Below are 24,944 nucleotides of genomic sequence, written 5' to 3' on the forward strand. Positions count from 1 at the left end.
CCGTTCCTTGTGCCACGGGGCGTTTTCCTGGCTCCACCCCTTGTCGCCGGTCCTATTCGTGCTTTTTCGCCTGTTTGGCAAGGGGGTGATGCGTCTGGACGAGCTGCTGCAGCCTCTCTTCGAGCACATGTGTGTAGATCTGCGTGGTCGAAATGTCCGAATGGCCGAGGAGTTCCTGCACGACGCGCAGATCCGCGCCATTGGCAAGCAGATGGCTTGCAAAGGCGTGGCGCATGACATGCGGCGAGATCATCGACGGCGTCAGGCCGGCGCGGATCGCCAGATTCTTGAGGTCGCGGGCGAAAACCTGGCGCGGCAGGTAGCCTTCCCTGGAGGCGGCGGGAAACAGCCAGGGGCTTTCCTGCGGCTCCTTGGCGGCGGCGTTTTCCCTAGCCATCCGGCGCCCGTAGGATTTCAATGCTGCTATCGCCGAGTGCGACAGCGGCACCAGCCGTTCCTTGTTGCCCTTGCCGCGGATCATCAGGAATCGGCCCTCCTGGTCGAGCACGCGGGCGGGGAGCGAAACGAGCTCGCTGACGCGCATGCCGGTGGCATAGAGCAGCTCAAGAAGCGCCAGCATGCGCAGGCGCTGCAGCTGGCCGGCCGCCGGATCGTCCGCCTCGGCCTGCGCCTGGGAAAGCAGTCGGCTGACTTCCTCGACGCCCATCGTCTTCGGCAGGGGGCGGCCCTTCTTCGGCGCGTCGAGAACGCCTGTGGGATCGTCGGTGCGCAGGCCCTCGGCGTAGAGGAACTTGTAGAACTGGCGCATGGCGGCAAGCCGGCGCGCCTGCGAGGAGGGTTTGAAGCCCTGGCCGGCGAGCGAGGAGAGATAGGCGGCAAGATCGGCGGAGGCAGCTTCGGTGAGCCTTATGCTGCGGCCGTTCAGGAAGGACCTGACGTCGTCGAGGTCGCGCTCATAGGATTGCAGCGTGTTGGCGGCCGCGCCGCGCTCGGCGCTCATCATTTCCAGAAAGGATTCCACATGGACGCGGCCGAGATCCCTCATGTTCTCACTTCCTGGTCGGGTCGATCGTGCCCGTCGCCGGCGGGTTGACCCGCTCGGACGGAATGCGGATCGTGACGTCGCGCTGCTGCGGCTCGACGAAGGTCACAAGCGCCCACATCGCTCCGTAGACCGTCCCGGCGAGGATCGCGCAGAAGAACAGGAAACGGAACAGGGTCGGCATCCGGCAACTCCTTCATGCTGTGCTTCTGTTATAAGAAGCATATTCGCAAGTGCAAGAAGCGCTCTTCAAGCCATGATTCCCTTGTCCGCGACTTGACGCTCCACCTGCATTTGTCGATACGGTTTGCAAACAAAGTGTGAATGGACCGATGAGTGAACCACTGCTGACCGTTGCTGACAGCCTGAAAGACAGCGCTCGCGCTGCGCTCGGTTCACGCAATCTGATCCTCGTCGGCCTGATGGGCGCCGGAAAATCCTCCGTCGGGCGCATCGTCGCCAGCCAGCTCGGCATTCCCTTCATCGACAGCGACCATGAAATCGAGCGCGTTTCGCGCATGACGATCACCGAGCTTTTCGCGGCCTATGGCGAGGAAGAATTCCGGGCGCTGGAAACGCGGGTGATGAAGCGGCTCTTAAAGGGCGGGCCGCGCGTCGTCTCCACCGGCGGCGGCGCCTTCGTCAACGAGCGGACGCGCAGACACATCAAGAAGGGCGGCCTTTCCGTCTGGCTGAAGGCGGATCTCGACGTGCTCTGGGAGCGGGTCAACAAGCGCGAGACCCGGCCGCTGCTCAAGACCGAAAATCCGAAACAGACGCTCGAGAACCTGATGAACGCGCGTTATCCGATCTATGCGCAGGCAGACCTCACCGTGCTTTCGCGCGACGTGCGCAAGGAAATCATGGCCGACGAGGTGCTGAAGGCCGTGATCGAAGCCCAGAAGGAAAGTACAGCGTCATGAATGCCATAACCTCCGCCCCCGCCGTCCAGACGGTGCATGTGCCGCTCGGCGAGCGCGCCTACGATATTCTGATCGGGCCGGGGCTGATCGCGCGGGCCGGCGCCGAGATCGCCTCCCGCCTCAAGGGCCGAAAGGCTGCGATTATTACCGACGAGCATGTGGCGCCGCTCTATCTCGAAGCGCTCGTCGCAAGCCTCGATGCGGCAGGCATCGTCTCGGCTGCGGTCGTTCTGCCGGCCGGCGAGAAGACCAAGAGCTTCGAACATCTGATTGATGTCTGCGACAAGGTGCTCGAAGCCCGCGTCGAGCGCAACGACTGCGTCATCGCGCTCGGCGGCGGCGTCATCGGCGATCTCTCCGGCTTTGCGGCCGGCATCGTTCGACGCGGCGTGCGTTTCGTGCAGCTGCCGACCTCGCTGCTGGCGCAGGTCGATTCTTCCGTCGGCGGCAAGACGGGCATCAATTCCCGCCATGGCAAGAACCTGGTCGGCGTCTTCCATCAGCCGGACCTGGTTCTCGCCGATACGGACGTGCTGAATACGCTGAGCGCGCGGGAATTCCGGGCAGGTTACGCCGAAGTCGCAAAATACGGGCTGATCGACAAGCCTGACTTCTTCACTTGGCTGGAAACGAACTGGAAGGCTGTCTTTTCAGGTGGCTCCGCGCGCATCGAGGCGATTGCCACGAGTTGCCAGGCGAAGGCCGATGTCGTCGTCGCCGACGAGCGCGAAAACGGCCAGCGGGCGCTGCTCAATCTCGGCCACACCTTCGGTCACGCGCTGGAGGCGGCGACCGCCTATGACAGCCGTCGCCTCGTGCATGGCGAAGGCGTTTCGATCGGCATGGTGCTGGCGCATGAATTCTCCGCACGGATGAACCTCGCAAGCCCCGACGATGCGCACCGCGTCGAGCGGCATCTGAAGGAGGTCGGCCTGCCGACCCGCATGTCCGACATTCCGGGCGAACTGCCGCCGGCCGAAACGCTGATGGAGGCGATCGCGCAGGACAAGAAGGTCAAGAGCGGCAAGCTCACCTTCATCCTCACACGCGGCATCGGCCAGTCCTTCGTCGCCGACGACGTTCCGGCCTCCGAGGTCGTCAGCTTTCTCAGGGAAAAACACGGCTGATGACGATCGAATGCGCTCTGGAATTTCTCGCGGCATACTGGCCGGAGATTGTCTCGATCGCCGCGCTGGTGTTCCTGTCTGCCTTCTTTTCCGGCTCGGAAACCGCGCTGACCGCCGTATCGCGCAGCCGCATCCATACGCTCGAAGCGAACGGTGACGAACGCGCCGGTCTCGTGCGCCAACTGATCGAACGGCGCGACCGGCTGATCGGCACGCTGCTGATCGGTAACAATCTCGCCAACATCCTTTCCTCTTCGATCGCCACCAGCCTCTTCCTCGGCCTGTTCGGCAGTTCCGGCGTGGCGCTGGCGACTCTCGCCATGACCGTCATTCTGGTCATCTTCGCGGAAGTGCTGCCGAAAAGCTGGGCGATCTCGACGCCGGAGCGCTTTGCGCTTGCCGTCGCACTTCCCGTCAGGCTCTTCGTTGCCGTCGTCGGCCCGGTGTCCTCCTTCGTCAATGCGATCGTCCGGCGAATTCTTTCGCTGTTCGGCATCAATCTTTCGCGGGAAGTATCGATGCTGACGGCGCATGAGGAACTGCGCGGCGCCGTCGATCTCCTGCACCGAGAGGGATCGGTGGTGAAGGCCGACCGCGACCGGCTCGGCGGCGTGCTCGACCTCAGCCAGCTGGAACTGTCCGATATCATGGTCCATCGCACCAAGATGCGGGCGATCAATGCCGACGATCCGCCGGAAGCAGTGGTGCGCGCCATCCTGGAAAGCCCGTACACACGCATGCCGTTGTGGCGCGGCACGATCGACAACATCATCGGCGTCGTCCATGCCAAGGATCTCCTGCGGGCGCTTGCCGAGCCGAACATGGAGCCGCAGAACCTCGATGTCGTGAAGATCGCGCAGAAGCCGTGGTTCGTGCCCGACAGCACCAATCTCGAAGATCAGCTCAACGCTTTCCTGCGCCGCAAGCAGCATTTCGCCGTCGTCGTCGACGAATATGGCGAGGTGCAGGGCATCGTCACGCTGGAGGATATTCTGGAAGAAATCGTCGGCGATATTTCCGACGAACACGATATCGAGATGCAGGGCGTGCGCCAGGAGGCGGACGGCTCGGTCGTCGTCGACGGCGGCGTGCCGATCCGGGATCTCAACCGAGCGCTCGACTGGAACCTGCCCGACGAGGAGGCGACGACAATCGCCGGCCTCGTCATCCACGAATCCATGACCATTCCCGAGGAACGCCAGGCCTTCACCTTCTACGGCAAGCGTTTCGTCGTGATGAAGCGGGAGAAAAACCGTATCACCAAGCTGCGCATCCGTCCCGCACAGGATGACGATACGAAACCGGCCTGATCCGACTTGGATTGCCGGCGTCCTATATCCATATAGGCTGCTGTGCGGCTACCAGCGGGTCGGTTCATCAGGTGCCGCCGGTTCGACGGCCAGCGCATGCAGGCCGGCATCGAGCTCGGGTTTCAACAGGTCGGTGATCGCCCGGTGGCGCGCCAGCCGCGACATGCCGGCGAATTTTGCCGAAACGATCCTCACCCGCATGTGGGTTTCGCCGGTTCCCGTGATGTCGGGCTGATGGCCGGCATGCAGATGGCTTTCGTCGATGACGCTCAGGCGTTCGGGCGCGAAGGCTTCGACAAGTTTTTCTTCGATGCGGGTCCGCAGGGTCATCATCCGGTCTTGCTGCTTCGCGAAAAGGGTTCCCACCAAGCCAGCAACATTCCCATTTGTCAATTCTTGTTGTCGCCTTGCGACAGCCTCATAATTAGCGCCGCCATGAGACTTGATTCAAAATACTTCGACCGCATCCGTACACGCCGCAAACGCGAGCAGGAGACAGAGCAGGCGCCGCCTACCTGTCAATGGGACGGCTGCGACAAGAAAGGCTCGCATCGCGCTCCCGTGGGACGCAATGCGGAGGGCCAGTTCTTCCTGTTCTGCTTCGAGCACGTCAAGGAATACAACAAGGGCTACAATTATTTCTCCGGCCTTTCGGACGGAGAGATTGCCCGATACCAGAAAGAGGCGATCACCGGCCATCGGCCGACATGGACCGTCGGCGTCAACAAGTCGGCCAAGGACAGCCCGCTGCATTCGGAAGTGCGCTCCGGCGCCTATTCGCGTGTTCGCGATCCCTTCGGCTTCGTCAAGGAAGGCGGCAAGGGGAGCGGGCCGCGCTTTCCTCAGGCGCGCAAGCTGAAATCGCTGGAAAGCAAGGCCTTCGACACGATGGGCCTGCATGCCAATGCGACCTCGGCGGAGATCAAGAGCCGCTACAAGGAACTGGTCAAGAAGCACCATCCGGACGCCAATGGCGGCGACCGCGGTTCGGAAGAACGCTTCCGCGCCGTCATCCAGGCCTATCAATTGTTGAAGCAGAACGGTTTTTGTTAATTCCCGTCCTTGCTCTTGGGCTTCAATCGGGTATGGTCCAAATCGGCTGAGGCCGCAGGCAAACGCGGCTCATATTTGCGCGTTTTCCTGACATCGCCTCCGCCGACCTTCCGGACGCGGCGTTTCTTGTCCGGGACTCTTTCAAGAATGCTCGCAAGCGGTCATCATCCCGCCGAGGTTTCGTCTCAGTCCCGGAGAAGTATCGCCGACGTTCCGACCTGGACGGACGCGGAGATAATCGCGGCGTCACGGTTGCGACATGGCCTGAGACAGTATGGCCGGGTGGTTTCACCCGCCTTGGAGACATGATGAGCAAGATCGACCTCGATATTTCAGAACTGCCCGATACCACCGTTTCGGTCCGCGAGACCTTCGGCATCGATTCCGACATCCGCGTTCCCGCCTACAGCAAGGGCGACGCCTATGTGCCGGACCTCGACACCGACTACCTGTTCGACCGCGAGACGACGCTCGCCATTCTCGCAGGCTTCGCGCATAACCGCCGCGTGATGATCTCCGGCTATCACGGCACGGGCAAATCCTCGCATATCGAACAGGTGGCGGCGCGGCTCAACTGGCCTTGCGTGCGCATCAACCTCGATAGCCATGTCAGCCGTATCGATCTCGTCGGCAAGGATGCGATCGTCGTCAAGGACGGTCTGCAGGTGACCGAATTCAAGGACGGCATCCTGCCCTGGGCCTATCAGCACAATGTCGCGCTCGTCTTCGACGAATATGATGCCGGCCGCCCGGACGTGATGTTCGTCATTCAGCGCGTGCTGGAATCTTCCGGCCGCCTGACGCTGCTCGACCAGAGCCGCGTCATCCGTCCGCACCCGGCCTTCCGCCTGTTTGCGACCGCAAACACGATCGGTCTCGGCGACACCACGGGCCTCTATCACGGCACGCAGCAGATCAACCAGGCGCAGATGGACCGCTGGTCGATCGTGACGACCCTGAACTACCTGCCGCATGATCATGAAGTGAACATCGTTGCCGCCAAGGTGAAGAGCCTCGGCAAGGACAAGAACGGCCGCGAGACGGTTTCGAAGATGGTGAGGGTTGCCGACCTGACGCGCGCCGCCTTCATGAACGGGGACCTCTCGACCGTCATGAGCCCGCGCACGGTTATCACCTGGGCCGAAAACGCCGAGATCTTCGGCGATCTCGCCTTCGCCTTCCGCGTCACCTTCCTCAACAAGTGCGACGAGCTGGAGCGCCCGCTGGTCGCCGAGCATTATCAGCGCGCCTTCGGCGTCGAGCTGAAGGAAAGTGCCGCCAACATCGTTCTCGGAGCCTGAGGCCCGACCGATCATGGCAGCTCGCGGTGACAATTCGAAAGCAAAGCCCGGTGCGCCCGTCGACGTCGAGCCGTTGCGCCGGGCGATATCGGGCTGCGTACGCTCGATCGCCGGCGACGGCGATGTCGAGGTAACCTTCGCCAACGAACGGCCTGGCATGACCGGCGAACGCATCCGGCTGCCGGAGCTTTCCAAGCGGCCGACGGCGCATGAGCTGGCGGTCACTCGCGGGCTCGGCGATTCCATGGCGCTGCGCCTCGCCTGCCACGATGAGAAGGTGCATGCGACGATGGCGCCGCAGGGCTCGGACGCCCGCGTGATCTTCGATGCGGTCGAGCAGGCGCGTGTCGAATCGATCGGCACACTGCGCATGGAGGGCGTGGCGGCGAACCTGCGCTCCATGACGGAAGAGAAATATTCCAAGGCGAATTTCACCGGCATCGAGCGCCAGGAAGATGCGCCGATCGGCGAGGCCGTGGCGATGATGGTGCGCGAGAAGCTGACCGGTCAGCGCCCGCCTGCCTCCGCCGGCAAGGTGCTCGACCTCTGGCGCGGCTTCATCGAGGACAAGGCGGGGGCCGAGCTCGATACCCTGTCGGGAGCGATCAACGACCAGCAGGCCTTCGCCAAGCTCGTCCGCAACATGCTGTCGGCTATGGAGATGGCCGAGGAGTACGGCGACGACGAGAGCGAAGCCGACAATGACGACCAGTCGGAGCAGGAAGACCAGCCGAGCGGCGACGAGCAGGACCAGGACGAGGTCGACGAGGATGCCGGCACCGATGCCGCCCCCGTCGAGGACAGCGAAGTCTCCGACGAGCAGATGGAGGACGGCGAGACCGAAGGCGCCGAGATCTCCGACGACGACATGATGGAAGAGGGCGAGGACGATTCGGAAACGCCGGGCGAGACCCGCCGTCCGAACACGCCTTTTTCCGATTTCAACGAGAAGGTCGATTATCACGTCTATACCGAAGAGTTCGACGAGATCATCACCGCCGAGGAACTTTGCGATGCCGCCGAGCTGGAGCGCCTGCGCGCCTTCCTCGACAAGCAGCTGGCGCATCTGCAGGGCGCCGTCGGGCGCCTCGCCAACCGGCTGCAGCGCCGCCTGATGGCGCAGCAGAACCGTTCCTGGGATTTCGACCTGGAAGAGGGCTATCTCGATCCGGCCCGGCTGCAGCGCATCATCATCGACCCGATGCAGGCGCTTTCCTTCAAGATGGAGCGCGACACGCAGTTCCGCGATACCGTCGTCACTCTGCTGATCGACAATTCCGGCTCGATGCGCGGCCGGCCGATCACGGTTGCCGCCACCTGCGCCGACATCCTCGCCCGTACGCTGGAGCGTTGCGGCGTCAAGGTCGAGATCCTCGGCTTCACGACGAAGGCCTGGAAGGGCGGGCAGGCGCGCGAAACCTGGCTTGCCGGCGGCAAGCCGCAGACGCCGGGCCGCCTCAACGACCTGCGCCACATCATCTACAAATCCGCCGACGCACCGTGGCGGCGGGCACGCGCCAATCTCGGGTTGATGATGCGCGAGGGCTTGCTCAAGGAGAATATCGACGGCGAGGCGCTGATCTGGGCCCATAATCGCCTGCTCGCACGCCGCGAGCAGCGCCGCATCCTGATGATGATCTCGGACGGGGCGCCGGTGGACGATTCGACGCTGTCGGTCAACCCGGGCAACTATCTCGAGCGGCATCTGCGCGCCGTCATCGAGCAGATCGAGACGCGTTCGCCCGTGGAACTGCTGGCGATCGGCATCGGTCATGACGTGACGCGCTACTATCGCCGCGCCGTGACGATCGTCGATGCCGACGAGCTTGCCGGCGCGATGACCGAGCAGCTTGCCTCTCTGTTCGAAGATCAATCCACCCAGCCACGCGGCGGCCGGCTCCGTCGCGCCGGCTGACGCCAATCAGGGAACCGTCGGGGATGATAGGCAAGCGCCTCCGCCGTGTGGCGTCGATCCTTCTCTGCATCGCCGCCGGCACCTGCCCGTCATGGGCCGGCGACGACGTGTCGGTCATTAGCCGGCAAATATCCGATTTCAGGATCGGCTCTTCGCAGATGCAATTCGGCTCGCTGGAATTTCTCGGCGGGCTGGAGATGGTCTCCAGCAGAGCGCTGTTCGGCTCGCTCTCCTCCATCCGCTTCCGGCAGGATCAAAAACATTTCGTCGTGGTGCTCGATACCGGCCAGTGGTTGACCGGCAGCATCGAGCGCGACGTCAAGGGCAGGCTTTCAGGCCTTTCCAATGTCGAGATCACGCCGATGAAGAACAGCGCCGGACGCAGCCTCGAGGGCAAGGGCTATATGGACGCGGAGGGCCTGGCGCTCGACGGCGACCGGATCCTGGTCTCCTTCGAGCAGGAACATCGCGTCGACGTCTATCCCGATCCCGGCTTTGCCCAATCGCGTGCGATCGCCACTTTGCCGATCCTCATCCCGCGCAAGATGCTGAGCTACAACCGCGGTATCGAAACCATCGCTGTCGCGCCGGCATCGAGCCCGCTCAAGGGCGGCGTGGTCATCGTCTCGGAACGTGGTCTCGACAGCGACGGCAACCGGTTGGCTGCCATTCTGAGCGGGCCGCTGAAAGGGCAGTTCGCGGTCGCGCGGGATGGCAGCTTCGATGTCACCGACGGCGCCTTCCTGCCGAACGGCGACCTGCTGCTGCTGGAGCGGCGTTTCAATATGGCCGAAGGCATCGGCATGCGCCTTCGGCGCATCAAGGGCGCCGATATCCGGCCCGGCGCCGTCGTCGACGGCGAATTGCTGCTCGAAGGCGATTTCAACTCGCAGATCGACAATATGGAAGGGCTCGACACTTTCCAGGCCGCCGACGGCACGACCCATCTCATCCTGATATCGGACGACAACCATTCGATCCTGCAGCGCAATCTGATGCTGGAATTCCGACTTTCCGACAGTGTGAAGCAGGCTGCGTCAGACTGATGTCACAAGCTTTGGCTATCGGATTGAACCGCAGTCGGCCGATCTGAGCCTTCGTCCCGTAGCCGCTATCGGAGGGAAATCATGGTGCATATCCATGTCATGGGCGCGTCCGGTTCCGGCACGACATCGCTCGGCCTTGCGCTTGCCGAGAAGCTCGATATCGCCCATCTCGACACCGACGATTTCTTCTGGATGCCGACCGATCCGCCGTTCACGACGCCGAGGGACGCCGATGAGCGCATCCGCATGCTCCTTGAGGCGGCGGCGCGGCATGACGGCTGGGTCCTCTCCGGCTCCGCGCTGAAATGGGGGAGGCAGATCGAGCCGTTCTATGACCTGATCGTGTTCCTGAGAATCGAGCGGGAACTTCGGATGGCGCGTATCCGTGCGCGGGAGATCGCCCGATATGGAGAGAGGATCGGTCCTGGCGGCGACATGGAAGTCAAAAGCGGAGAGTTCATGGAATGGGCGGCAAGCTACGATACTGCGGGTCCTGAACGGCGCAGTCTTGCGGCCCATGGACAATGGCTGGAAACGCAGACGGCGCCGGTCTTGCTGCTCGATTCATCGCGAGAGATCGACGATCTGACGGCAGAGGTGCTTCTGCATCCTGCGATCGCCGCCGGTGCTGTCCGGCGGCGTCGGTGATCTTGTTGCTCAGCTGGCGCGCGCGGCCTGCATCGGCCGCAGCACGTTCATCAGCGCGCCATAGGGCAGCAGCATGACGAGGCCGACGATCATCTTGACGGCGAAATCGCCGAGCGCCCAGGAAATCCAGCGAGGCGCCTCGGTGGCGAAGACGCCGAGGACGGGAGCGGCTTCCAGCGCGAAAGGCTCGTTCGGGCCGAGGAAGACGAAGAACGCGGCAAAGGAAAGCGAGAAGAACATCACCGTATCGAGCGCCGAGCCAATCAGCGAGCCGACGAGCGGCGCGCGCCACCAGGCCTGGCGGCGAAGGCGGTTGAAGACGGCGATATCGAGCAGCTGGCCGGCGAGATAGGCCGATCCGGAGGCGATGGCGATGCGCGGCACGGAGGTGAAGAAGGACAGCGTCACACCGACGACGAAGCCGGCAAAGACGACCTTGCGGGCTGCCTGCGGGCCGAACTGGCGATTGGTCAGATCGGTGATCAGGAAGGCGACCGGATAGGAGAAGGCGCCCCAGGTCAGGATGTCGGCGAGATTGATGCCGGCGACTTCGGCGTTCAGCGGAAACTGGACGAGGAAGTTGGAGGCGACGACGACAAGCGTCATCAGAGCGACATAGGCAATAGTATAGCGGGTCTTCAGCATTTTTTTATCCTGGGTGATGCCACCAGTTGGAGAGACAGGCCGGCAAAGCAAAAGGCCTGACGGAGATCATCCGTGCAAGCCTTTCGAAGCCGTATTGAAGAAGGGCAGAAGCTTACGCAGCAGCGGCTTCGGCGGTCTTCTTGACGATCTGGCGGCGCAGCAGGCGTGCGCGCATCGACAGTTCGTTTTCGCTTGCCTTGATCAGGAACGCATCGAGGCCGCCACGATGTTCGACGGAGCGAAGAGCCGCAGCCGAAACACGAAGACGATAACGCTGGTTGAGGGCGTCGGAGATCAGCGTTACCTGGCACAGGTTCGGCAGGAACCGGCGCTTGGTCTTGTTGTTGGCATGGCTGACATTGTTACCAGTCAGGACGGCCTTGCCGGTCAATTCGCACACGCGGGACATGGAACACCTATTCTTGTTTTTCTCGGGCCATCGAATTGCCATCCCCGGCAAAACCGGGCTCGCAATCCAACAGGCATGATTGGAAAGTTGCGGTTCTATAGTCAGACAGGCCGCGCGCGTCAAGCCAAACCTTGGCCTTTCCCGCAATTCTGTCAAAAAGCTGCTGTTTTCTTCCCTTCATGGCAGGAGTATAGAGCGCTCAGCAAGGCTGCCGGCGCAGGGCAAGACAAGGCTTCACTCATGGCTCATTCGGGCAGACGCATTTTCATTTCGGTCATCGCCGCACTCCTTGCCATACCGGCATCGGCGGCCGAGGTCCAGCATCAGACGGTATATCGGGTGACGCTCGCCGGCCTGCCGATCGCGCGCGCCGCGTTCCTGACGCAGATCGAGGACGATCACAGCTACAAGATCGCGGGCGATATCAAATCCGCCGGCCTTGCCGATCTCATCAAGACCATCTCGGCAAAGACCAGCGTCACCGGCGTCGTCCGCAACGACCGGCTGCAGGCGGTGAAGTATTCGCTCTACTATAAGACCGGCAAGAAGGCCCGCGTCTACGAGGTCAGCTACCGCAACGGCGACATCATATCGGCGACCACGACCCCGACGCCGAAGCGGCCGAAGAACTGGATCGACGTCACGCCGCGCGACATGCGCTCGGTGCTCGATCCGATCTCCGGCCTCGTTTTCACCGGGGATACCAAGGTCTGTTCGCAGACGCTGCCGATCTTCGACGGCGAGACGCGCATGGATCTGGTGCTCTCGCCGAAGGGCGACGAGGATTTCTCGACGGACGGCTTCAAGGGCAAGGCGCTCGTCTGCGGTGTGCGATTCGTGCCGCGCTCAGGCTACAAGAAGGGCCGCAAGGATATCGACTATCTCAGCAAGAGCGACCGGATGGAAATCTGGTTTGCCAAGTCGCAGGCGGCAAATGTATATGCTCCCGTCTATGTGCGCATTCCCACAGAATATGGAATGGTGACGATCACCGCCGTCAAATACGGCAGCGTCAGCTGACGGAGCTTTCGCCTCCGTGAAGGGGGACAGATGAAGCTTCGGGCGACGGCGATCGGTTTTACGGCCATTCTGATGTGGTCGTTCCTGGCGCTCTTGACGGCGGCGTCCGGCAAGATGCCGCCATTCCAGCTTTCGGCCATCTGCTTTGCGATCGGCAGCATTCCCGGCCTCGTCGTGCTCGTCCGCAATCCCGCGCGGTTCGTGCTGCTGAAGCAGCCGGCCAGGGTCTGGGTGACAGGCATCGCAGGGCTCTTCGGCTATCATTTCCTCTATTTCACCGCACTCAGGAACGCGCCGGCTGTGGAGGCGGGGCTGATCGCCTATCTCTGGCCGCTCCTGATCGTCGTCGGCTCGGCGCTTCTGCCGGGAGAGCGGCTGCGCTGGTATCATGTGGCGGGCGCGCTTGCCGGGCTTTGCGGCACTTTCCTCATTGTCGGCCGCAACGGCATCGACTTCGACGGCGCTTATGCCATCGGTTATGGCGCCGCCTTGCTCTGCGCCTTCACATGGTCCGGCTATTCGCTGCTGACGCGGCGTTTCGAGGCCGTCTCTACGGATGTCGTCACCGGCTTCTGCCTTGCAACCTCGATCCTGTCGCTGTTCTGCCATCTCGGCCTCGAGGCGACGGTCTGGCCGACAACGGGCTTCGAATGGATCGCCGTCATCGGGCTCGGGCTTCTGCCGGTCGGGGCCGCCTTCTATGCCTGGGATTACGGCGTCAAGAACGGCGATATCCAGATCCTCGGCGCCGCAAGTTATGCCGCGCCGCTGCTTTCGACGCTCATCCTGACGCTGTTCGGATTTGCCGAGCCGAGCTGGCGGATCGCACTGGCCTGCCTGCTCGTCACCGGCGGGGCGGTGCTGGCGGCTCAGGAGATGTTCCGCCGCAAGACTGCGGTGTCGACCGTCGCGGCGGAGTAGCTTCAGCCGCCGGGCTTCCAGCCGGGCGGCGCCATTTCGAAGCTCGAAAATTCGAAGCCGGGCGCGACGGTGCAGCCGACCAGGGTGAAATCGCCGCGGCTTTCGGCCGATTGCCACCAATTGGCGGGAATGATCGCCTGCGGCCGCTCGCCGGCGGAAAGATCGGTTCCGAGCGTCAGCGTTTCACTCGTCGTTCCGTCTTCCGAACGGTGCAGCGAAAGCGGCGCGCCGGCATAATAGTGCCAGACCTCGGCGGCGTCATGGACGCGGTGCCAGTGGGAGCGCTGTCGCCGCGTCAGCAGGTAATAGATTGCCGTCGAATGGCCACGCGCGCCTCCCGAGGTGTCGCGGAAAGTCTGCACGTACCAGCCGCCTTCCGGATGCGGCTCCATGCCGAGTTCGCGGATGATCTCCTCGGGAGACATCAGAAATTATCCTTGCGCTTGCGGATCTCGGCAAAGACCTCCTCGTTGGTCTTGCCTTCCATGACCAGATTGCGGCGGATCGCCGGATCGGCGGCACGCAGGAACGGATTGGTTTCCTTTTCCAGCCCCAGCGTCGTCGGAATGGTGAATTTGCCTTCCGCCCGCAGGGCTTCGATCTCGGCGGCACGGTTCTTCAGGCGCTCATTGCCGGGATCGACCGTCAGCGCGAAGCGGGCGTTGGAGAGCGTATATTCGTGGCCGAAATAGACGGCGGTCTCATCCGGCAGCACGGCGAGCTTCTGCAGGGAATGCCACATGTCGGCGGCCGGGCGTTCGAACAGGCGGCCGCAGCCGAGCGCAAACAGCGTGTCGGCGGCAAAGAGCAGCTTGTCGTCGGCGAAGTGATAGCAGATGTGGCCGGCGGTATGACCGGGTGTTTCGATGACGTTGACCGTATGGTCGCCGAAGAGGAACCTGTCGCCATCGGCCATCGTGCGGTCGAGGCCGGGAATGGCGACCGCCTCGTTGATCGGGCCGATGATCTCGCAGCCGAACTGCTGCTTCAGCGCCAGGTTGGCGGCGACATGATCGGTGTGGTGATGGGTGGTGAAGATATGGGTGATCTTCCAGCCGCGGCGTGTCGCCGCTTCCAGGATCGGCGCTTCCTCCGGCGCGTCGATCGCCGCGGTAAAGCCCGTCTCCACGTCATGCACGAGAACGCCGAAATTGTCGGTGCGGCAGAGAAAAACGTCTAATTCCAAAGGTTTCATCGTCAAATAATCCTTTGTCATGCGAGTCTTGCGGGAATGTAGAGGGTCCGGCCTTGAAGTCCAACCGCCCGCTGATAACATTTATCGCAATGCACGCCGATATCGTCGACCTACGTCAGTTCTACCATTCCGATCTCGGGCGTCTCGCCGAGCAATCGATCGCCATGGCGCTATCCTCGCTCTGGGTGCGGCTGCCGCAGGAGCGTCTCGTCGGCCTTGGTTATGCCGTGCCCTTCCTCGACCGCTTTCAGGCCGATACCGAGCGCACCTTCGCCTTCATGCCGGCCGGGCAGGGCGCAGTGAACTGGCCGATGGGCTCGCTTTCCTCGACGACGCTTGTTTTCGACGAGGAATTGCCGCTGCCGGATTCGTCCATCGACCGCGTGCTGATGGTGCATTCGCTGGAATTTGCCGAAAGCCCGCGCGAGACGCTGAAAGAGCTCTGGCGGGTGCTGGCGCCGGGCGGACGGCTCGTTATCGTCGTGCCGAACCGGCGCGGTGTGTGGGCCCGCATGGAGCACACGCCCTTCGGTTCGGGCCGGCCCTATTCGCGCGGCCAGCTGACGCATCTGCTGCGGGAGACGAATTTCACGCCGGGGGCGACGGCCGAGGCGCTGTTCTTCCCGCCCTCCAAGCTCCGAACCATCCTGCGTCTTCGCCGCGCCTTCGAGCGGATCGGCCGGACGCTGTGGCCGGCCTTCTCGGGCGTCATCATCGTCGAGGCGCAGAAGCGGCTCTATCAGGGCCTGCCGGTCGCCGCGCGCGCCTCCCGCCGCGTCTTCGTGCCGGTTCTGGCACCTCACGGCGTACCGACGACGCGCAACCGGTGACACCGCTCCCGGCTCTCGACAAGAACCGCATTCCGCTTTAATGCCACTTGGTCATTTTCCGGAAAATCCAAGGTCGACCCATGAGCGTTGAGATGAGCAAGCCCGTTCCGCGTCCCGGTATTCTCGATATCGCAGCCTATGTGCCGGGCAAGGAACATGCGCCGGGTGTCGCCCGCGTCTACAAGCTTTCCTCCAACGAAACGCCGCTCGGCGCCAGCCCGAAGGCGATCGAGGCCTTCAAGGCGGCCGCGGACAATCTGGGGCGTTATCCCGACGGGCAGGCGATCGAACTGCGCGAGGCGATTGCCGCCGTGCATGGCCTCAATCCGGCAAACATCCTCTGCGGCAACGGTTCCGACGAACTGCTCGGCCTGCTCTGCCATGTCTATCTCGGCGCCGGCGACGAAGGCATCATCACCGAGCACGGCTTCCTCGTCTACAAGATCCAGATTTTGGGCACGGGCGCCACGCCCGTCGTCGTCAAGGAGAAGGACTATACCGTCGACGTCGACGCGATCCTTGCCGCGGTGACGGAAAGGACGAAGATCGTCTTCATCGCCAATCCCGGCAATCCCACAGGCACCTACGTTCCCGTCAGCGAGATCCGCCGCCTGCAGGCCAGCCTGCCGAAACACGTCGTCCTCGTGCTCGATGCGGCTTACGCCGAATATGTGCGCCGCAACGATTACGAAGCCGGCATCGAGGTCGTGTCTTCCAATTCCAACGTGGTGATGACCCGCACCTTTTCGAAGGCCTACGGTCTTGCGGCGCTGCGCGTCGGCTGGATGTATGCGCCCGCGGAGATCGTCGACGCCGTGAACCGTGTCCGCGCTCCGTTCAACCTGAACGCGGCGGCGATTGCCGCCGGTGCCGCGGCCATCCGCGACCAGGCTTTCGTCCAGCAGGCCGTCTCCTTCAACCAGATGTGGGTGGAGACGCTCACGGAGGCTCTCGAAGCGATCGGGCTGAAAGTGACGCCCTCCGTCGCCAATTTCGTCCTCATCCATTTCCCTGACATCGACGGCAAGCGCGCCGCCGATGCCGACGAGCTCCTGACGAGCCGGGGCTACATCCTGCGCGCCGTGCGCAGCTACGGCTTTTCCAATGCGCTGCGCATGAGCATCGGTCCCGAAGACGCCAATCACGGCGTCATTGCCACGCTGCGCGAATTCATGGGACGGCAGGCATGAGCGTGCTGTTCGATCGCATCGCGCTGATCGGCATCGGCCTGATCGGTTCCTCGCTCGCCCACGACATCAGGCGGCTCGGGCTTACGAAAGAGATCGTGGTCGCGACACGCAGCGCCGATACGCTGAAGCGTGCGGAAGAACTCGGCCTCGGCGACCGCTACACGACGTCTTCGGCGGATGCCGTTAGGGATGCCGATCTCATTATCGTCTCGGTGCCGGTCGGCGCTTCGGAAAGCGTGGCGAAGGAAATCGCCGGCAGCCTGAAGCCTGGCGCTATCGTTACCGATGTCGGCTCCACCAAAGCGTCCGTCATCGCGCAGATGCAGCCGCATATGCCCGACAGCGTGCATTTCATCCCCGGCCATCCGCTGGCCGGCACGGAAAAATCCGGCCCGGATGCCGGTTTCCCCGGCCTTTTCGAAGGCCGCTGGTGCATCTTTACGCCGGTTGTCGGCACCGATGAAACGGCGCTGAAGCGCCTGCGTGGGTTTTGGGAGGCGCTGGGTTCGAAGGTCGACGAGATGGATGCGGAACACCACGACAAGGTGCTCGCGATCGTCTCGCATCTGCCGCATATCATCGCCTACAACATCGTCGGCACCGCCGACGATCTGGAGACGGTGACGGAGTCCGAGGTCATCAAATATTCGGCCTCCGGCTTTCGCGATTTCACCCGTCTTGCCGCTTCCGATCCGACGATGTGGCGCGACGTCTGCCTGCACAACCGCGATGCGATCCTAGAAATGCTGGCGCGCTTCTCGGAGGATCTCGCTTATCTGCAGCGCGCGATCCGCTGGGGCGAGGGCGACAAGATTTTCGAACTCTTCACCCGCACACGCGCCATCCGCCGTTCGATCATCCAGGCCGGCCAGGATGTGGACGCACCCGATTTCGGCCGTCCCCACGCGCTAGAGAAGAAGTAGCCTCTGGCGATGGTGGAGGTGGCGAGCGCAAGTCAGGCGGATATCGACTGGCTGGCTCGCGAGGATGCCAGTGCCGGCAAGGCGTGGGTCTCGCGGTGCGTGGCGCTTGGCGAATATCTCGTTGCCAGGGAGGCCGGCGAGATCGTCGGTTTCCTGCGCTTCTCCCGCTTCTGGGGCAGGGTTCCCTATATGGAAATGATCCGCGTTCTGCCCGGCCACAGGCGGTCGGGTGTCGGCACCGCGCTGTTTCTCGCCTGGGAAACAGCCATGCGCGGCGAGGGCGCCCGGCTGCTGATGACGTCGAGCGAATGCGATGAGAGCCGGCCGCAGGACTGGCATCGCCGCAACGGATTTACCGAAACCGGTGCGATCGATCTGCCTGGCCTGCAATCCGTGCCAGAAGTGTTCTTCATCAAGCGGATCGGTTAGATCGGCGGAATCTTGCCGAGCGGGATGAAGCCGCTGACGGTGGCGTTGCCGCGATCGACGACGAGATCGACCGAGACTTTGTCCTTGCCGCCGGCAAGCGATTTCAAGAGCTTCGTCGCCGTGTTGACGGTCGAGGCGATATCGGGGAAGGCCTGCTTCAGGCTGTCGCCCCAGGGGCCGAGCTGTTCGATCTCCAGCTTGAATTTCCCGGAGAGGAGACCCTGCTCGTCGAAGGAGAAGGGGCCGGTCAGCGTCATCACCTTGCCGTCACCGATATCGGCAACGATGCGGCGCAGTTCGCCGGCAGAACCATTGAGGCCGTTCGGATCGCTGCCGTCGATGAGGCCGGCCTTGCCAGCGACAGTCAGATCGATGCTGGCGGACAGTTTCGGGAAGATCTGCGGCCAGTCCTTGATTGCCGTGTTCGCATCCTGCACCGAGATCGCGCCGTCGAGATCGGCGCCGTTCTGGCGCAGGTGAATTTCGGTGCGGGCCGCATCGAAGCTGACGGTTTGGCCGGTGAAGGAGGAGACCGCCGTCGCCTTCAGGCCCTCGATGACCGTCGAGCTGTGATCGATGCCTTTCAGCCTGGTTGTGAGGCTCGCTTGCAGGTTCGCCCATTGAGCCGAGATCGAGAGGCCGTTGGTGGTGCGGATTTCGGCCGGCGAATCGAGCTCCCAGACGATATGGCCGGGCGCATAGACCTGTGCGGCCGAACGCAGCGCGCCGAAGGTGGCGGAGACGCCGTTGACATTGTCGTCGACATCGACCTTCGAGCAGAACAGGCCGATGCGGAAGGGATAGCCGCGGAATTCGATATCGGCGCATTCGCCGCTGACGCCCGCCGGATTGCCTGGCGCGATCGCCTGCAGCACCGTGGTCTTCAGCGCCGACGCCGCATAGAACCAGCCGCCGGTATAAAGCGCGATCACCAGGAGGATGCCTCCGCCCAGCAACCAGAATTTCTTGCTACTGCCTGATTGGCCGCTGCCGGATCGGCTTGACGCTGCCATGATGTTCTCCAATGGTGAATCGCAAAGTGATTCCGGTCTGGCGTGCGATATGGACGAATTTTGGGTGTTTGGCTACGGCTCGCTGATGTGGAATCCGGGCTTCGAATTTCTGGAGCGGGCAGAGGCCCTGGTGCATGGTTACAGGCGTTCGCTGTGCGTTCGCTCCTTCGTCCATCGCGGCACGCGCGACAATCCGGGCCTGGTTCTCGGCCTCGACAGGGGTGGAGCCTGCCGCGGCATGGCTTTTCGTATTTCCCCGGAAAAATGGGATGAGGTGATCGATTACCTCCGCGCCCGCGAACTCGTCACCAACGTCTATCTGGAGCGCCGGGTGCGATTGCAGTTTGCCGGCGGCCGCAGGATGGAGGCGATTACCTACATTGCCGATCGCGACCACGAGCAATATGCCGGTACGCTCGACGCGCTTGCGGCGGCGCGGGTGGTGAACGAGGCCAAGGGGCAATCCGGCCCGAACGATGCTTATGTCTTCAACACGCTCGCCCATCTGAAGCAGATGGGCATCCGGGACCATTGGCTGGAGCAGGTCGTCGACGAAGTGGAGCGGCTGCGCGCCGCCTAAAGCGCGTCGCGATCTTTCAGATTCGCTCCTCGCGCTTTAGGTCTTTGTTTTTACGCATGTCGTTATCGCAAAAACGCTGCACACTTTTGCGCGACATGCTCTAGTCACGCCGTTGCCGCCTTCACCTTGCGCAGCTCGGCCAACCTTTCGACTGCCGTCGGCGGCAAGGGCAGATGCGGATTGCGTTCGACGGTATCGATGAGGAGTTCGTCGCTTGCCCCTTCCGTCACCTCGACCAGATGGGCGAAGAAAGCGTCCGGATCCATCCCCGGCATGATCGGCGGCAAAATCTTCACCTTGAAGTGGCCGGGATAACGAAGGATGCTCCGCCGCGGCCAGAAGAGGCCGGGATGCATGACGATCGGCACGACGGGAATGTTGAGGTCCCGATACATGCGGGCGATGCCGTATTTATAGACCGGCTCGGCGCCTGGCGGACGGCGCGTGCCTTCGGGATAGATGATGAGCTGGCGGCCGGTCGAAAGCTCTTCCCTGGTGCGCTTCAGCACTTCCACCATCACCTTGCCGCGGGCGCCGCGATTGACCGGGATCACCCGCTGCTTCTTGGCATACCAGCCGAACAGCGGAATCCACATCAGCTCTCGCTTCAGGATGTAGACCGGGTCTTTCAGCCAGGGCAGCAGCGCATAGGTGTCCCAGAAGGACTGGTGCTTCGGCGCCAGGATGTAACTGCCGTCCGGCAGGTTCTCCAGACCCTCGATCTCGAAGGTCGTGCCGACGATGACCCGCATCAGCCAGTGGTTGGAACGCGCCCAGTTCTTCGGGATCGCATAGGCGGTCAGGCGCGGCGCCACGAAATAATAGGGCGAGAGCACGATCATCCGGATGATGAGGTTGGCGTAGAAGACCGTGTTGAAGAGAATGGAACGCAGGGCGATCATGAAATTTTCCCGAGGCATGCTCACGCGACCGGCCTACACGATATTGCCCGTCATAAAAAGCGTTTGATGATAGCTTGATGTAAATGCGTCAGTCCGAGGCGACGCTTGCCGAGCGCAGCCCGGTGTGGCGGCCGAAGCCTGTGATGTTGCGGGCGCCGGCCAGCAGCACTTTCACATATTCGGCGAGCATGACGCGCATCGCATTCGGATCGGTGAACCAGTTGCGGGTCTTCAGGTCCGAGTTGACGACGGGATAGGGGATGAATTCGATGTCGGGATCGACATAGGAGAGCTCGGCGAGGCTTCGCGGCATGTGGTAATTGTTGGTGACGACGAGGACGCTCCTGTATCCCTTGGCGTGGATCCAGTTGGAGGCCTCCTCGGCGTTGCCGATCGTGTCTATGGCGTCGTGGCCGATATCGACGCAGCAGGAGAAGAGATCGGCCGACCCTTGCGTCATCCTGCGGATCTGCGCCGGTGTCGTCGTCGGGTGGACGCCTGAGATCAGAAGCCGCTTGCCGGCGCCCTTCTGCAGCAGTTCCACGGCCTGGTCGATACGCTGGTAGCCGCCGGTCAGCACGACGATCGCGTCCGCCTTCGGCTCGACCGGCGGCTTCAGCGTCGTCACCGAATCGGCAAAACGCAGGAAGCCGCCGAAGACCAGGGCGATCGCCAGCACGCAGGCAAAGCCGCCCCAGCGCAGCAGGCGGCGGATCGGGCCGCGCCGCGGCGGCAGACCCGCCGGGCGATGAAGCTCCGGGTCCTGCCGAATCGGGTTGCGTGTCGTCTGGCCCATGGTCATGAATCGTGATTATACGCTGATTGCGGCGCAGAACAGACGCTTTCATGACAAAACGGCATGGTTGGGATCAACTTGCGATGCCGTCGGTGCGCGTCGGGTCCGAACGCAATGTATCGATTTCGTAGATCGTCCGCATGACGGTCAGCCGCGCGGTGAAGGTGGTCAGCAGCGCGATGACGATCATCGTCGCGAAGATGCCGGCATAACCGAGCACGCCGACGGAGAAGGTGCCGAAAAGTGCCGTCGCCTGATCCGTTTCCGGGGTTGCCAGCGTGCGGCTCTGCCAGAAGCCGGCGGTGGCGAAGAAGAGAGCGGCAAGCGCGCTGCCGATCGCCGAGCCCTTGAGGCTGATCTTCAGGAAATGCTTCTGGAATTCGGTGGCGACGAAGGAGCTTTCGGCGCCGACGAAATGCAGAACTTCGACGATGTGGCGGTTGCCCGACAGCGCGCCGCGCGTGGCGAAGACGACGGTCAGCACCATGGCCGAGAAGACCAGCAGCAGGATGCCGGTGCCGATCAGCACCGTCGTGTGCGCCATGGACACCAGCCGGTCGACCCAGGTGCGGTGGTCGTCGAGGCTGGCCTGGGGGATGCTGTCCTTGAGCATCGCCCGCATTCCATCGAAATCCGGCGGATTGCTCTCGTCGATGGTGATGACGACAAGGCGGGGCACGGGCAGATCCTTGAGATCGAGGCCGGGGCCGAGCCAGGGTTCGAGCAGGCGGGCGGTTGCCGCCTCGTCGACGATCTGGCCGCTCTTGGTGCCGACGAAGGTCAGCGCCAGATCGCGCGCCTGCGTCAGCGCCTTTTCCATGTCCAGATTGTCGTCCGGCTTGATCTGGATGGTGATCTCGCGGGAAATCTGGCTCTCCCAGCTTGCCGCCGTCGAGCGCACCATGCTGACGCCGCCGAGCGTCAGGCAGGCGAGAAAGGCCATGATCGATATGACCACCATCAGGGCATTGCCCTGGATGTTGGAGGGCGGCAGGATCGGCGCGGTCGGCCGCACCCGCATTTCCGGCCGCTTTGGCTCAGCCTTGGCTGGCGCCGTTTCCTTGTTTCTGGACGGGGGCTCAGTCATAGATATCGAGGTGCCCCCCCGAAAGGATCATGCGGCGGGCTTCCACCTGCTCCATCAGCGCCAGGTCGTGGGTGGCGATCACCACGGCGGTGCCGAGCCGGTTCAGCTCGAGGAAAAGATTGAGCAGGCGTCTCGCCATCGGCGGATCGACATTGCCGGTGGGTTCGTCGGCCAACAGGACTTCCGGCCGGTCCATCAGGGCGCGGGCGATGGCGGCGCGCTGCTTCTCGCCGCCGGAAAGGACGGGCGGCAGCACGTTGATGCGTTCGCCGAGGCCGACCCATTTCAACAGTTCCAGGACGTCGGTCTTGTAGGAGCTTTCCTCCTTGCCGCGCACGCGTAAGGGCAGGGCGACATTTTCATAGGTGGTGAGATGGTCGAGCAGGCGGAAATCCTGGAAGACGATGCCGACGCGGCGGCGCAGCAGCGGCAATTCGGGACGGGGGATTTCGGAAATATCGCGCCCGAACATGCGGATCAGGCCGCGTGTCGGCTGCAGCGACATGAAAAGCAGCCGCAGAAGCGAGGTCTTACCGGCGCCCGACGGGCCTGTGAGGAACTGAAAGGATTTCTTCGGAATGTCGAAGGTCAGGTCCCGGAGGATTTCCGGGCCCATGCCATAGCGCAAACCGACATTCTCGAAGTGGATCAACGGGCAGCTCAGTCTGTTCTTGGTTTCACCGCATGACTTGTTAACCAACACCGTTAACAGCCGGTAAATTTTGCCGGAAAGACGCCCGTTTGATGGCAATCTTTGCGAAGCATTAACCATTAAAATTTACGACTGAGAAGGATTCGTTTCAATGCCAAGATTGCTTGCGGCATCGAAACCATGTGGACATCTGCGAGGCAGCCACCATGGAAGCATCCTCCTTCAGCCGCCGGACACCGGGCCAGGCCTATGATTTCCTGCCGCCGGAGCCCGCACGCCGCCAGTATCGCTCGGCACGTCCTGCCGATATTTCCGACGCCGAATTCGTGACGGTGGGCAAAGCCTGGCCGAAGGAATTCAGCGCCAGGATCCATAACGACAACCGCAGGCGCATGGCCGCCGCACCCCCGCCGCTCCCGTTGGCGATCGCTGCTTCCGCTCTGCGGACGGCGGAATCCTGGCTGCAGCGCGCTTCGCTGCGCAGCTTCGCGATACTGGTGCTGGCGCTCGCCGTGCTCGTCTTCGGCCTCACGGGCGGCTTTTCCGGCCTTTCCGCCGAGGGCGCCTCATCAGGAGCGCCGCTGCATTTCACCCATGTGACCGTGACGCCGCGGGATGCGAACGGCATGCGCGTGCTCGTCATCAACGGCATCATTGAAAACGAAAGCGGCACCACGCAGACGGTGCATCCGATCCGCGCCGATCTCGTGACCGACGAACGGCTGACGGCAAGCATCGTCATCGATCCGCCCGCCGACGTCGTCTATGCCGGCCAAAGCCGAGGCTTCTCGGCCCGCGTCCAGCATGCCGGCGGAAAGATGCCGGAGGTCCGGCTGTCCTTCCTGCCCTAGCGCATCGGGCCGAGTGATGGCCGGCTTTCGGGCCACAGGCTGCATCAATCGCGTTAATTTCATGCCCGGCGAGGCTGTTTCAGGCCCGCATATGTGCTAACGGCTTACCCTTCTTTTTCATGGAGCAAGCCCCTATGCCTGTCGTGCGCGGAAAAAACATCGAGCCGCTCTTCACCGCCGAGCAGATCGCCGAGCGCAATCATTCGATGGCGCGGGAGATCGCCAACGGTCCGACCAAGGACCTGCTCGTCATCGCCGTGCTGAAGGGCTCCTTCATCTTCGCCGCCGACCTGATCCGCGCCCTGCATGACACCGGGCTTGCCCCGGAGGTCGAGTTCATCACGCTGTCGAGCTATGGTATCGGCACGGTTTCGCAGGGCGTGCGCATCGTCAAGGATATCGACAGCGACGTGCATGGCCGCGACGTCCTCCTGATCGACGATATCCTCGAATCCGGCCGGACGCTGCTTTTTGCCAAGGAACTGCTCTTCGAGCGCGGCGCACGCAACGTCACGATCGCCGTGCTGCTCGACAAGCGGGTCAAGCGCAAGGAAAAGCTGGAGGCCGACTATGTCGGCTTCGAATGCCCGGACTATTTCGTCGTCGGCTACGGCATGGATGTCGCTTATGCCTTCCGCGAACTGCCCTTCGTCGGCGTCGTTACGGGCGACGCCTGACCATTGGTGATCAAGACGGGTTGTTAACCATCCCGTCCATCGCTTCGTCATCTTTACCGATCGAAAAGGAAAGTCTGGTGATTTCCGTCGCGGGGCTGAAGACGGAGCAATGCACATATGGCAAGAATTCTGATTACGGAAGACGAGGACTCCCTGCGGTCTTTCGTAGCCCGGGCCTTGCGGCTCGACGGTCATGAGACCGATGAAGCGGCCGACGGCGCCGAGGGGCTGGAGAAGCTGAAGGACGGGGTTTACGATCTCCTGCTTTCGGATATCCGCATGCCCGTGATGGACGGCATCGAGCTCGCCCATCAGGCAAAAGACGCTTTCCCGAGCCTGAAGATCCTGCTGATGACCGGCTATGCCGAACAACGCGAGCGGGCCGACGATCTGGCAGAAAAAATCATCGACGTCGTCGCTAAGCCATTCGCGCTTCCCGATATACGCAAGGCTGTCGCCCGCGCGCTCGTCGCTTAAAGCAACGCTCTCACCACTGCA

General features: G+C 62.7%; 30 protein-coding genes. 18 read left to right on the forward strand and 12 right to left on the reverse strand.

The features are described 5' to 3' along the window. Positions 1–52 precede the first annotated feature (52 nt). Together xerD and QD408_RS16885 are read right to left on the reverse strand one after the other, a co-directional pair. The gene (gene xerD, locus QD408_RS16880) at positions 53–1,006 is read right to left on the reverse strand and encodes a site-specific tyrosine recombinase XerD (protein ID WP_414140088.1); all 954 of its coding nucleotides are present in this window, start codon (positions 1,004–1,006) and stop codon (positions 53–55) included. Positions 1,007–1,010: 4 nt separating this feature from the next. Continuing rightward, positions 1,011–1,187 carry a hypothetical protein gene (locus QD408_RS16885; RefSeq protein ID WP_414140089.1) on the reverse strand — a complete coding sequence of 59 codons (177 nt, stop codon included), beginning with the start codon at positions 1,185–1,187 and terminating at the stop codon, positions 1,011–1,013. Positions 1,188–1,335: 148 nt separating this feature from the next. On the opposite strand from QD408_RS16885, the gene QD408_RS16890 reads away from it, so the two are divergent. From QD408_RS16890 to QD408_RS16900, 3 genes are read left to right on the forward strand one after another with little or no spacing between them, the layout of a single operon-like run. Beyond that, entirely contained in the window at positions 1,336–1,926 is a 591-nt protein-coding gene (locus QD408_RS16890) for a shikimate kinase (protein WP_088682899.1), read from the forward strand. After that, on the forward strand, positions 1,923–3,053 hold the full coding sequence (gene aroB / locus QD408_RS16895) for a 3-dehydroquinate synthase (protein WP_414140090.1): 1,131 nt from the start codon (positions 1,923–1,925) through the stop codon (positions 3,051–3,053). The genes QD408_RS16890 and aroB overlap by 4 nt, the downstream gene beginning before the upstream one ends. Next, the gene (locus QD408_RS16900) at positions 3,053–4,363 is read left to right on the forward strand and encodes an HlyC/CorC family transporter (RefSeq protein WP_414140091.1); all 1,311 of its coding nucleotides are present in this window, start codon (positions 3,053–3,055) and stop codon (positions 4,361–4,363) included. The genes aroB and QD408_RS16900 overlap by 1 nt, the downstream gene beginning before the upstream one ends. 48 nt (positions 4,364–4,411) lie before the next feature. Here the strand turns inward: QD408_RS16900 and QD408_RS16905 are convergent, their stop codons facing one another. Then, positions 4,412–4,696 carry a BolA family protein gene (locus QD408_RS16905; RefSeq protein ID WP_190237457.1) on the reverse strand — a complete coding sequence of 95 codons (285 nt, stop codon included), beginning with the start codon at positions 4,694–4,696 and terminating at the stop codon, positions 4,412–4,414. 102 nt (positions 4,697–4,798) lie between these two features. Between QD408_RS16905 and QD408_RS16910 the strand changes: the two genes are divergently transcribed. From QD408_RS16910 to QD408_RS16930, 5 genes are all read left to right on the forward strand, one after another. Further along, entirely contained in the window at positions 4,799–5,416 is a 618-nt protein-coding gene (locus QD408_RS16910) for a J domain-containing protein (RefSeq protein ID WP_088682896.1), read from the forward strand. Positions 5,417–5,724: 308 nt separating this feature from the next. Continuing rightward, entirely contained in the window at positions 5,725–6,717 is a 993-nt protein-coding gene (gene cobS / locus QD408_RS16915) for a cobaltochelatase subunit CobS (protein WP_088682895.1), read from the forward strand. A 13-nt stretch (positions 6,718–6,730) separates the two neighbouring features. Continuing rightward, a complete protein-coding gene (gene cobT, locus QD408_RS16920) occupies positions 6,731–8,632 on the forward strand; it encodes a cobaltochelatase subunit CobT (protein WP_414140092.1) in 1,902 nt (633 codons plus the stop codon). A 23-nt stretch (positions 8,633–8,655) separates the two neighbouring features. Continuing rightward, the gene (locus QD408_RS16925) at positions 8,656–9,678 is read left to right on the forward strand and encodes an esterase-like activity of phytase family protein (RefSeq protein ID WP_414140093.1); all 1,023 of its coding nucleotides are present in this window, start codon (positions 8,656–8,658) and stop codon (positions 9,676–9,678) included. An 81-nt stretch (positions 9,679–9,759) separates the two neighbouring features. After that, complete coding sequence (locus QD408_RS16930) at positions 9,760–10,326, forward strand: adenylate kinase (RefSeq protein WP_414140094.1); 567 nt, start codon at positions 9,760–9,762, stop codon at positions 10,324–10,326. Positions 10,327–10,335: 9 nt separating this feature from the next. Here the strand turns inward: QD408_RS16930 and QD408_RS16935 are convergent, their stop codons facing one another. Further along, on the reverse strand, positions 10,336–10,971 hold the full coding sequence (locus QD408_RS16935; RefSeq protein ID WP_088682891.1) for a VUT family protein: 636 nt from the start codon (positions 10,969–10,971) through the stop codon (positions 10,336–10,338). Between the two features lie 112 nt (positions 10,972–11,083). Then, positions 11,084–11,380, reverse strand: a complete 297-nt coding sequence (gene rpmB, locus QD408_RS16940) for a 50S ribosomal protein L28 (protein WP_008527777.1) — start codon at positions 11,378–11,380, stop codon at positions 11,084–11,086. Positions 11,381–11,620: 240 nt separating this feature from the next. Here rpmB and QD408_RS16945 point away from each other — a divergent pair, with 240 nt between their 5' ends. Continuing rightward, a complete protein-coding gene (locus tag QD408_RS16945; RefSeq protein WP_414140095.1) occupies positions 11,621–12,400 on the forward strand; it encodes a DUF3108 domain-containing protein in 780 nt (259 codons plus the stop codon). A gap of 30 nt (positions 12,401–12,430) precedes the next feature. Next, positions 12,431–13,321 (forward strand): DMT family transporter, encoded by an 891-nt coding sequence (locus QD408_RS16950; RefSeq protein WP_414140096.1) that lies wholly within the window; start codon positions 12,431–12,433, stop codon positions 13,319–13,321. A 2-nt stretch (positions 13,322–13,323) separates the two neighbouring features. Here QD408_RS16950 and QD408_RS16955 read toward each other — a convergent pair whose 3' ends face one another. Further along, on the reverse strand, positions 13,324–13,746 hold the full coding sequence (locus QD408_RS16955; protein ID WP_414140097.1) for a cupin domain-containing protein: 423 nt from the start codon (positions 13,744–13,746) through the stop codon (positions 13,324–13,326). After that, positions 13,746–14,516, reverse strand: a complete 771-nt coding sequence (gene gloB / locus QD408_RS16960) for a hydroxyacylglutathione hydrolase (protein WP_414140098.1) — start codon at positions 14,514–14,516, stop codon at positions 13,746–13,748. The genes QD408_RS16955 and gloB overlap by 1 nt, the downstream gene beginning before the upstream one ends. A 53-nt stretch (positions 14,517–14,569) precedes the next feature. Here gloB and QD408_RS16965 point away from each other — a divergent pair, with 53 nt between their 5' ends. The 4 genes from QD408_RS16965 (at position 14,570) to QD408_RS16980 (ending at position 17,888) form a co-directional block, all read left to right on the forward strand. Next, positions 14,570–15,346, forward strand: coding sequence for a class I SAM-dependent methyltransferase (locus tag QD408_RS16965; protein WP_088682887.1), 777 nt, complete (start codon positions 14,570–14,572; stop codon positions 15,344–15,346). A gap of 92 nt (positions 15,347–15,438) precedes the next feature. Continuing rightward, positions 15,439–16,536: a histidinol-phosphate transaminase gene (hisC, locus tag QD408_RS16970; RefSeq protein WP_414140099.1), complete on the forward strand. Its 1,098-nt coding sequence runs from the start codon at positions 15,439–15,441 to the stop codon at positions 16,534–16,536. Next, positions 16,533–17,459 carry a prephenate/arogenate dehydrogenase family protein gene (locus tag QD408_RS16975; protein WP_414140100.1) on the forward strand — a complete coding sequence of 309 codons (927 nt, stop codon included), beginning with the start codon at positions 16,533–16,535 and terminating at the stop codon, positions 17,457–17,459. Before hisC ends, QD408_RS16975 begins: the two co-directional genes overlap by 4 nt. 9 nt (positions 17,460–17,468) lie before the next feature. Beyond that, complete coding sequence (locus tag QD408_RS16980; protein WP_414140101.1) at positions 17,469–17,888, forward strand: GNAT family N-acetyltransferase; 420 nt, start codon at positions 17,469–17,471, stop codon at positions 17,886–17,888. Here QD408_RS16980 and QD408_RS16985 read toward each other — a convergent pair. After that, entirely contained in the window at positions 17,885–18,901 is a 1,017-nt protein-coding gene (locus QD408_RS16985) for a DUF2125 domain-containing protein (protein ID WP_414140102.1), read from the reverse strand. The two genes, QD408_RS16980 and QD408_RS16985, sit on opposite strands and share 4 nt — an antisense overlap. Positions 18,902–18,950: 49 nt before the next feature. Here QD408_RS16985 and QD408_RS16990 point away from each other — a divergent pair, with 49 nt between their 5' ends. Beyond that, a complete protein-coding gene (locus tag QD408_RS16990; protein ID WP_414140103.1) occupies positions 18,951–19,481 on the forward strand; it encodes a gamma-glutamylcyclotransferase in 531 nt (176 codons plus the stop codon). A 104-nt stretch (positions 19,482–19,585) separates the two neighbouring features. On the opposite strand, the gene QD408_RS16995 is transcribed toward QD408_RS16990, so the two are convergent. The 4 genes from QD408_RS16995 to ftsE all read right to left on the reverse strand — a co-directional run bounded on the left by QD408_RS16995 (position 19,586) and on the right by ftsE (position 22,918). Further along, complete coding sequence (locus QD408_RS16995; protein WP_088682882.1) at positions 19,586–20,383, reverse strand: lysophospholipid acyltransferase family protein; 798 nt, start codon at positions 20,381–20,383, stop codon at positions 19,586–19,588. Positions 20,384–20,471: 88 nt separating this feature from the next. Beyond that, positions 20,472–21,185 carry a YdcF family protein gene (locus QD408_RS17000; protein WP_414140104.1) on the reverse strand — a complete coding sequence of 238 codons (714 nt, stop codon included), beginning with the start codon at positions 21,183–21,185 and terminating at the stop codon, positions 20,472–20,474. Between the two features lie 67 nt (positions 21,186–21,252). Further along, entirely contained in the window at positions 21,253–22,266 is a 1,014-nt protein-coding gene (locus QD408_RS17005) for a cell division protein FtsX (RefSeq protein ID WP_088682880.1), read from the reverse strand. After that, complete coding sequence (gene ftsE, locus QD408_RS17010; protein ID WP_008527718.1) at positions 22,259–22,918, reverse strand: cell division ATP-binding protein FtsE; 660 nt, start codon at positions 22,916–22,918, stop codon at positions 22,259–22,261. Before ftsE ends, QD408_RS17005 begins: the two co-directional genes overlap by 8 nt. A gap of 206 nt (positions 22,919–23,124) precedes the next feature. On the opposite strand from ftsE, the gene QD408_RS17015 reads away from it, so the two are divergent. The 3 genes from QD408_RS17015 to QD408_RS17025 all read left to right on the forward strand — a co-directional run bounded on the left by QD408_RS17015 (position 23,125) and on the right by QD408_RS17025 (position 24,923). After that, positions 23,125–23,769, forward strand: coding sequence for a hypothetical protein (locus QD408_RS17015; protein WP_414140105.1), 645 nt, complete (start codon positions 23,125–23,127; stop codon positions 23,767–23,769). 134 nt (positions 23,770–23,903) lie between these two features. Further along, complete coding sequence (hpt, locus tag QD408_RS17020) at positions 23,904–24,446, forward strand: hypoxanthine phosphoribosyltransferase (protein ID WP_088682879.1); 543 nt, start codon at positions 23,904–23,906, stop codon at positions 24,444–24,446. A 117-nt stretch (positions 24,447–24,563) separates the two neighbouring features. Next, a complete protein-coding gene (locus tag QD408_RS17025) occupies positions 24,564–24,923 on the forward strand; it encodes a response regulator (protein ID WP_018495840.1) in 360 nt (119 codons plus the stop codon). The last annotated feature ends 21 nt before the right edge of the window (positions 24,924–24,944 follow it).

This window comes from Rhizobium sp. BR 249 (assembly GCF_047445895.1).
In the GTDB taxonomy this organism is placed as follows: domain Bacteria; phylum Pseudomonadota; class Alphaproteobacteria; order Rhizobiales; family Rhizobiaceae; genus Rhizobium.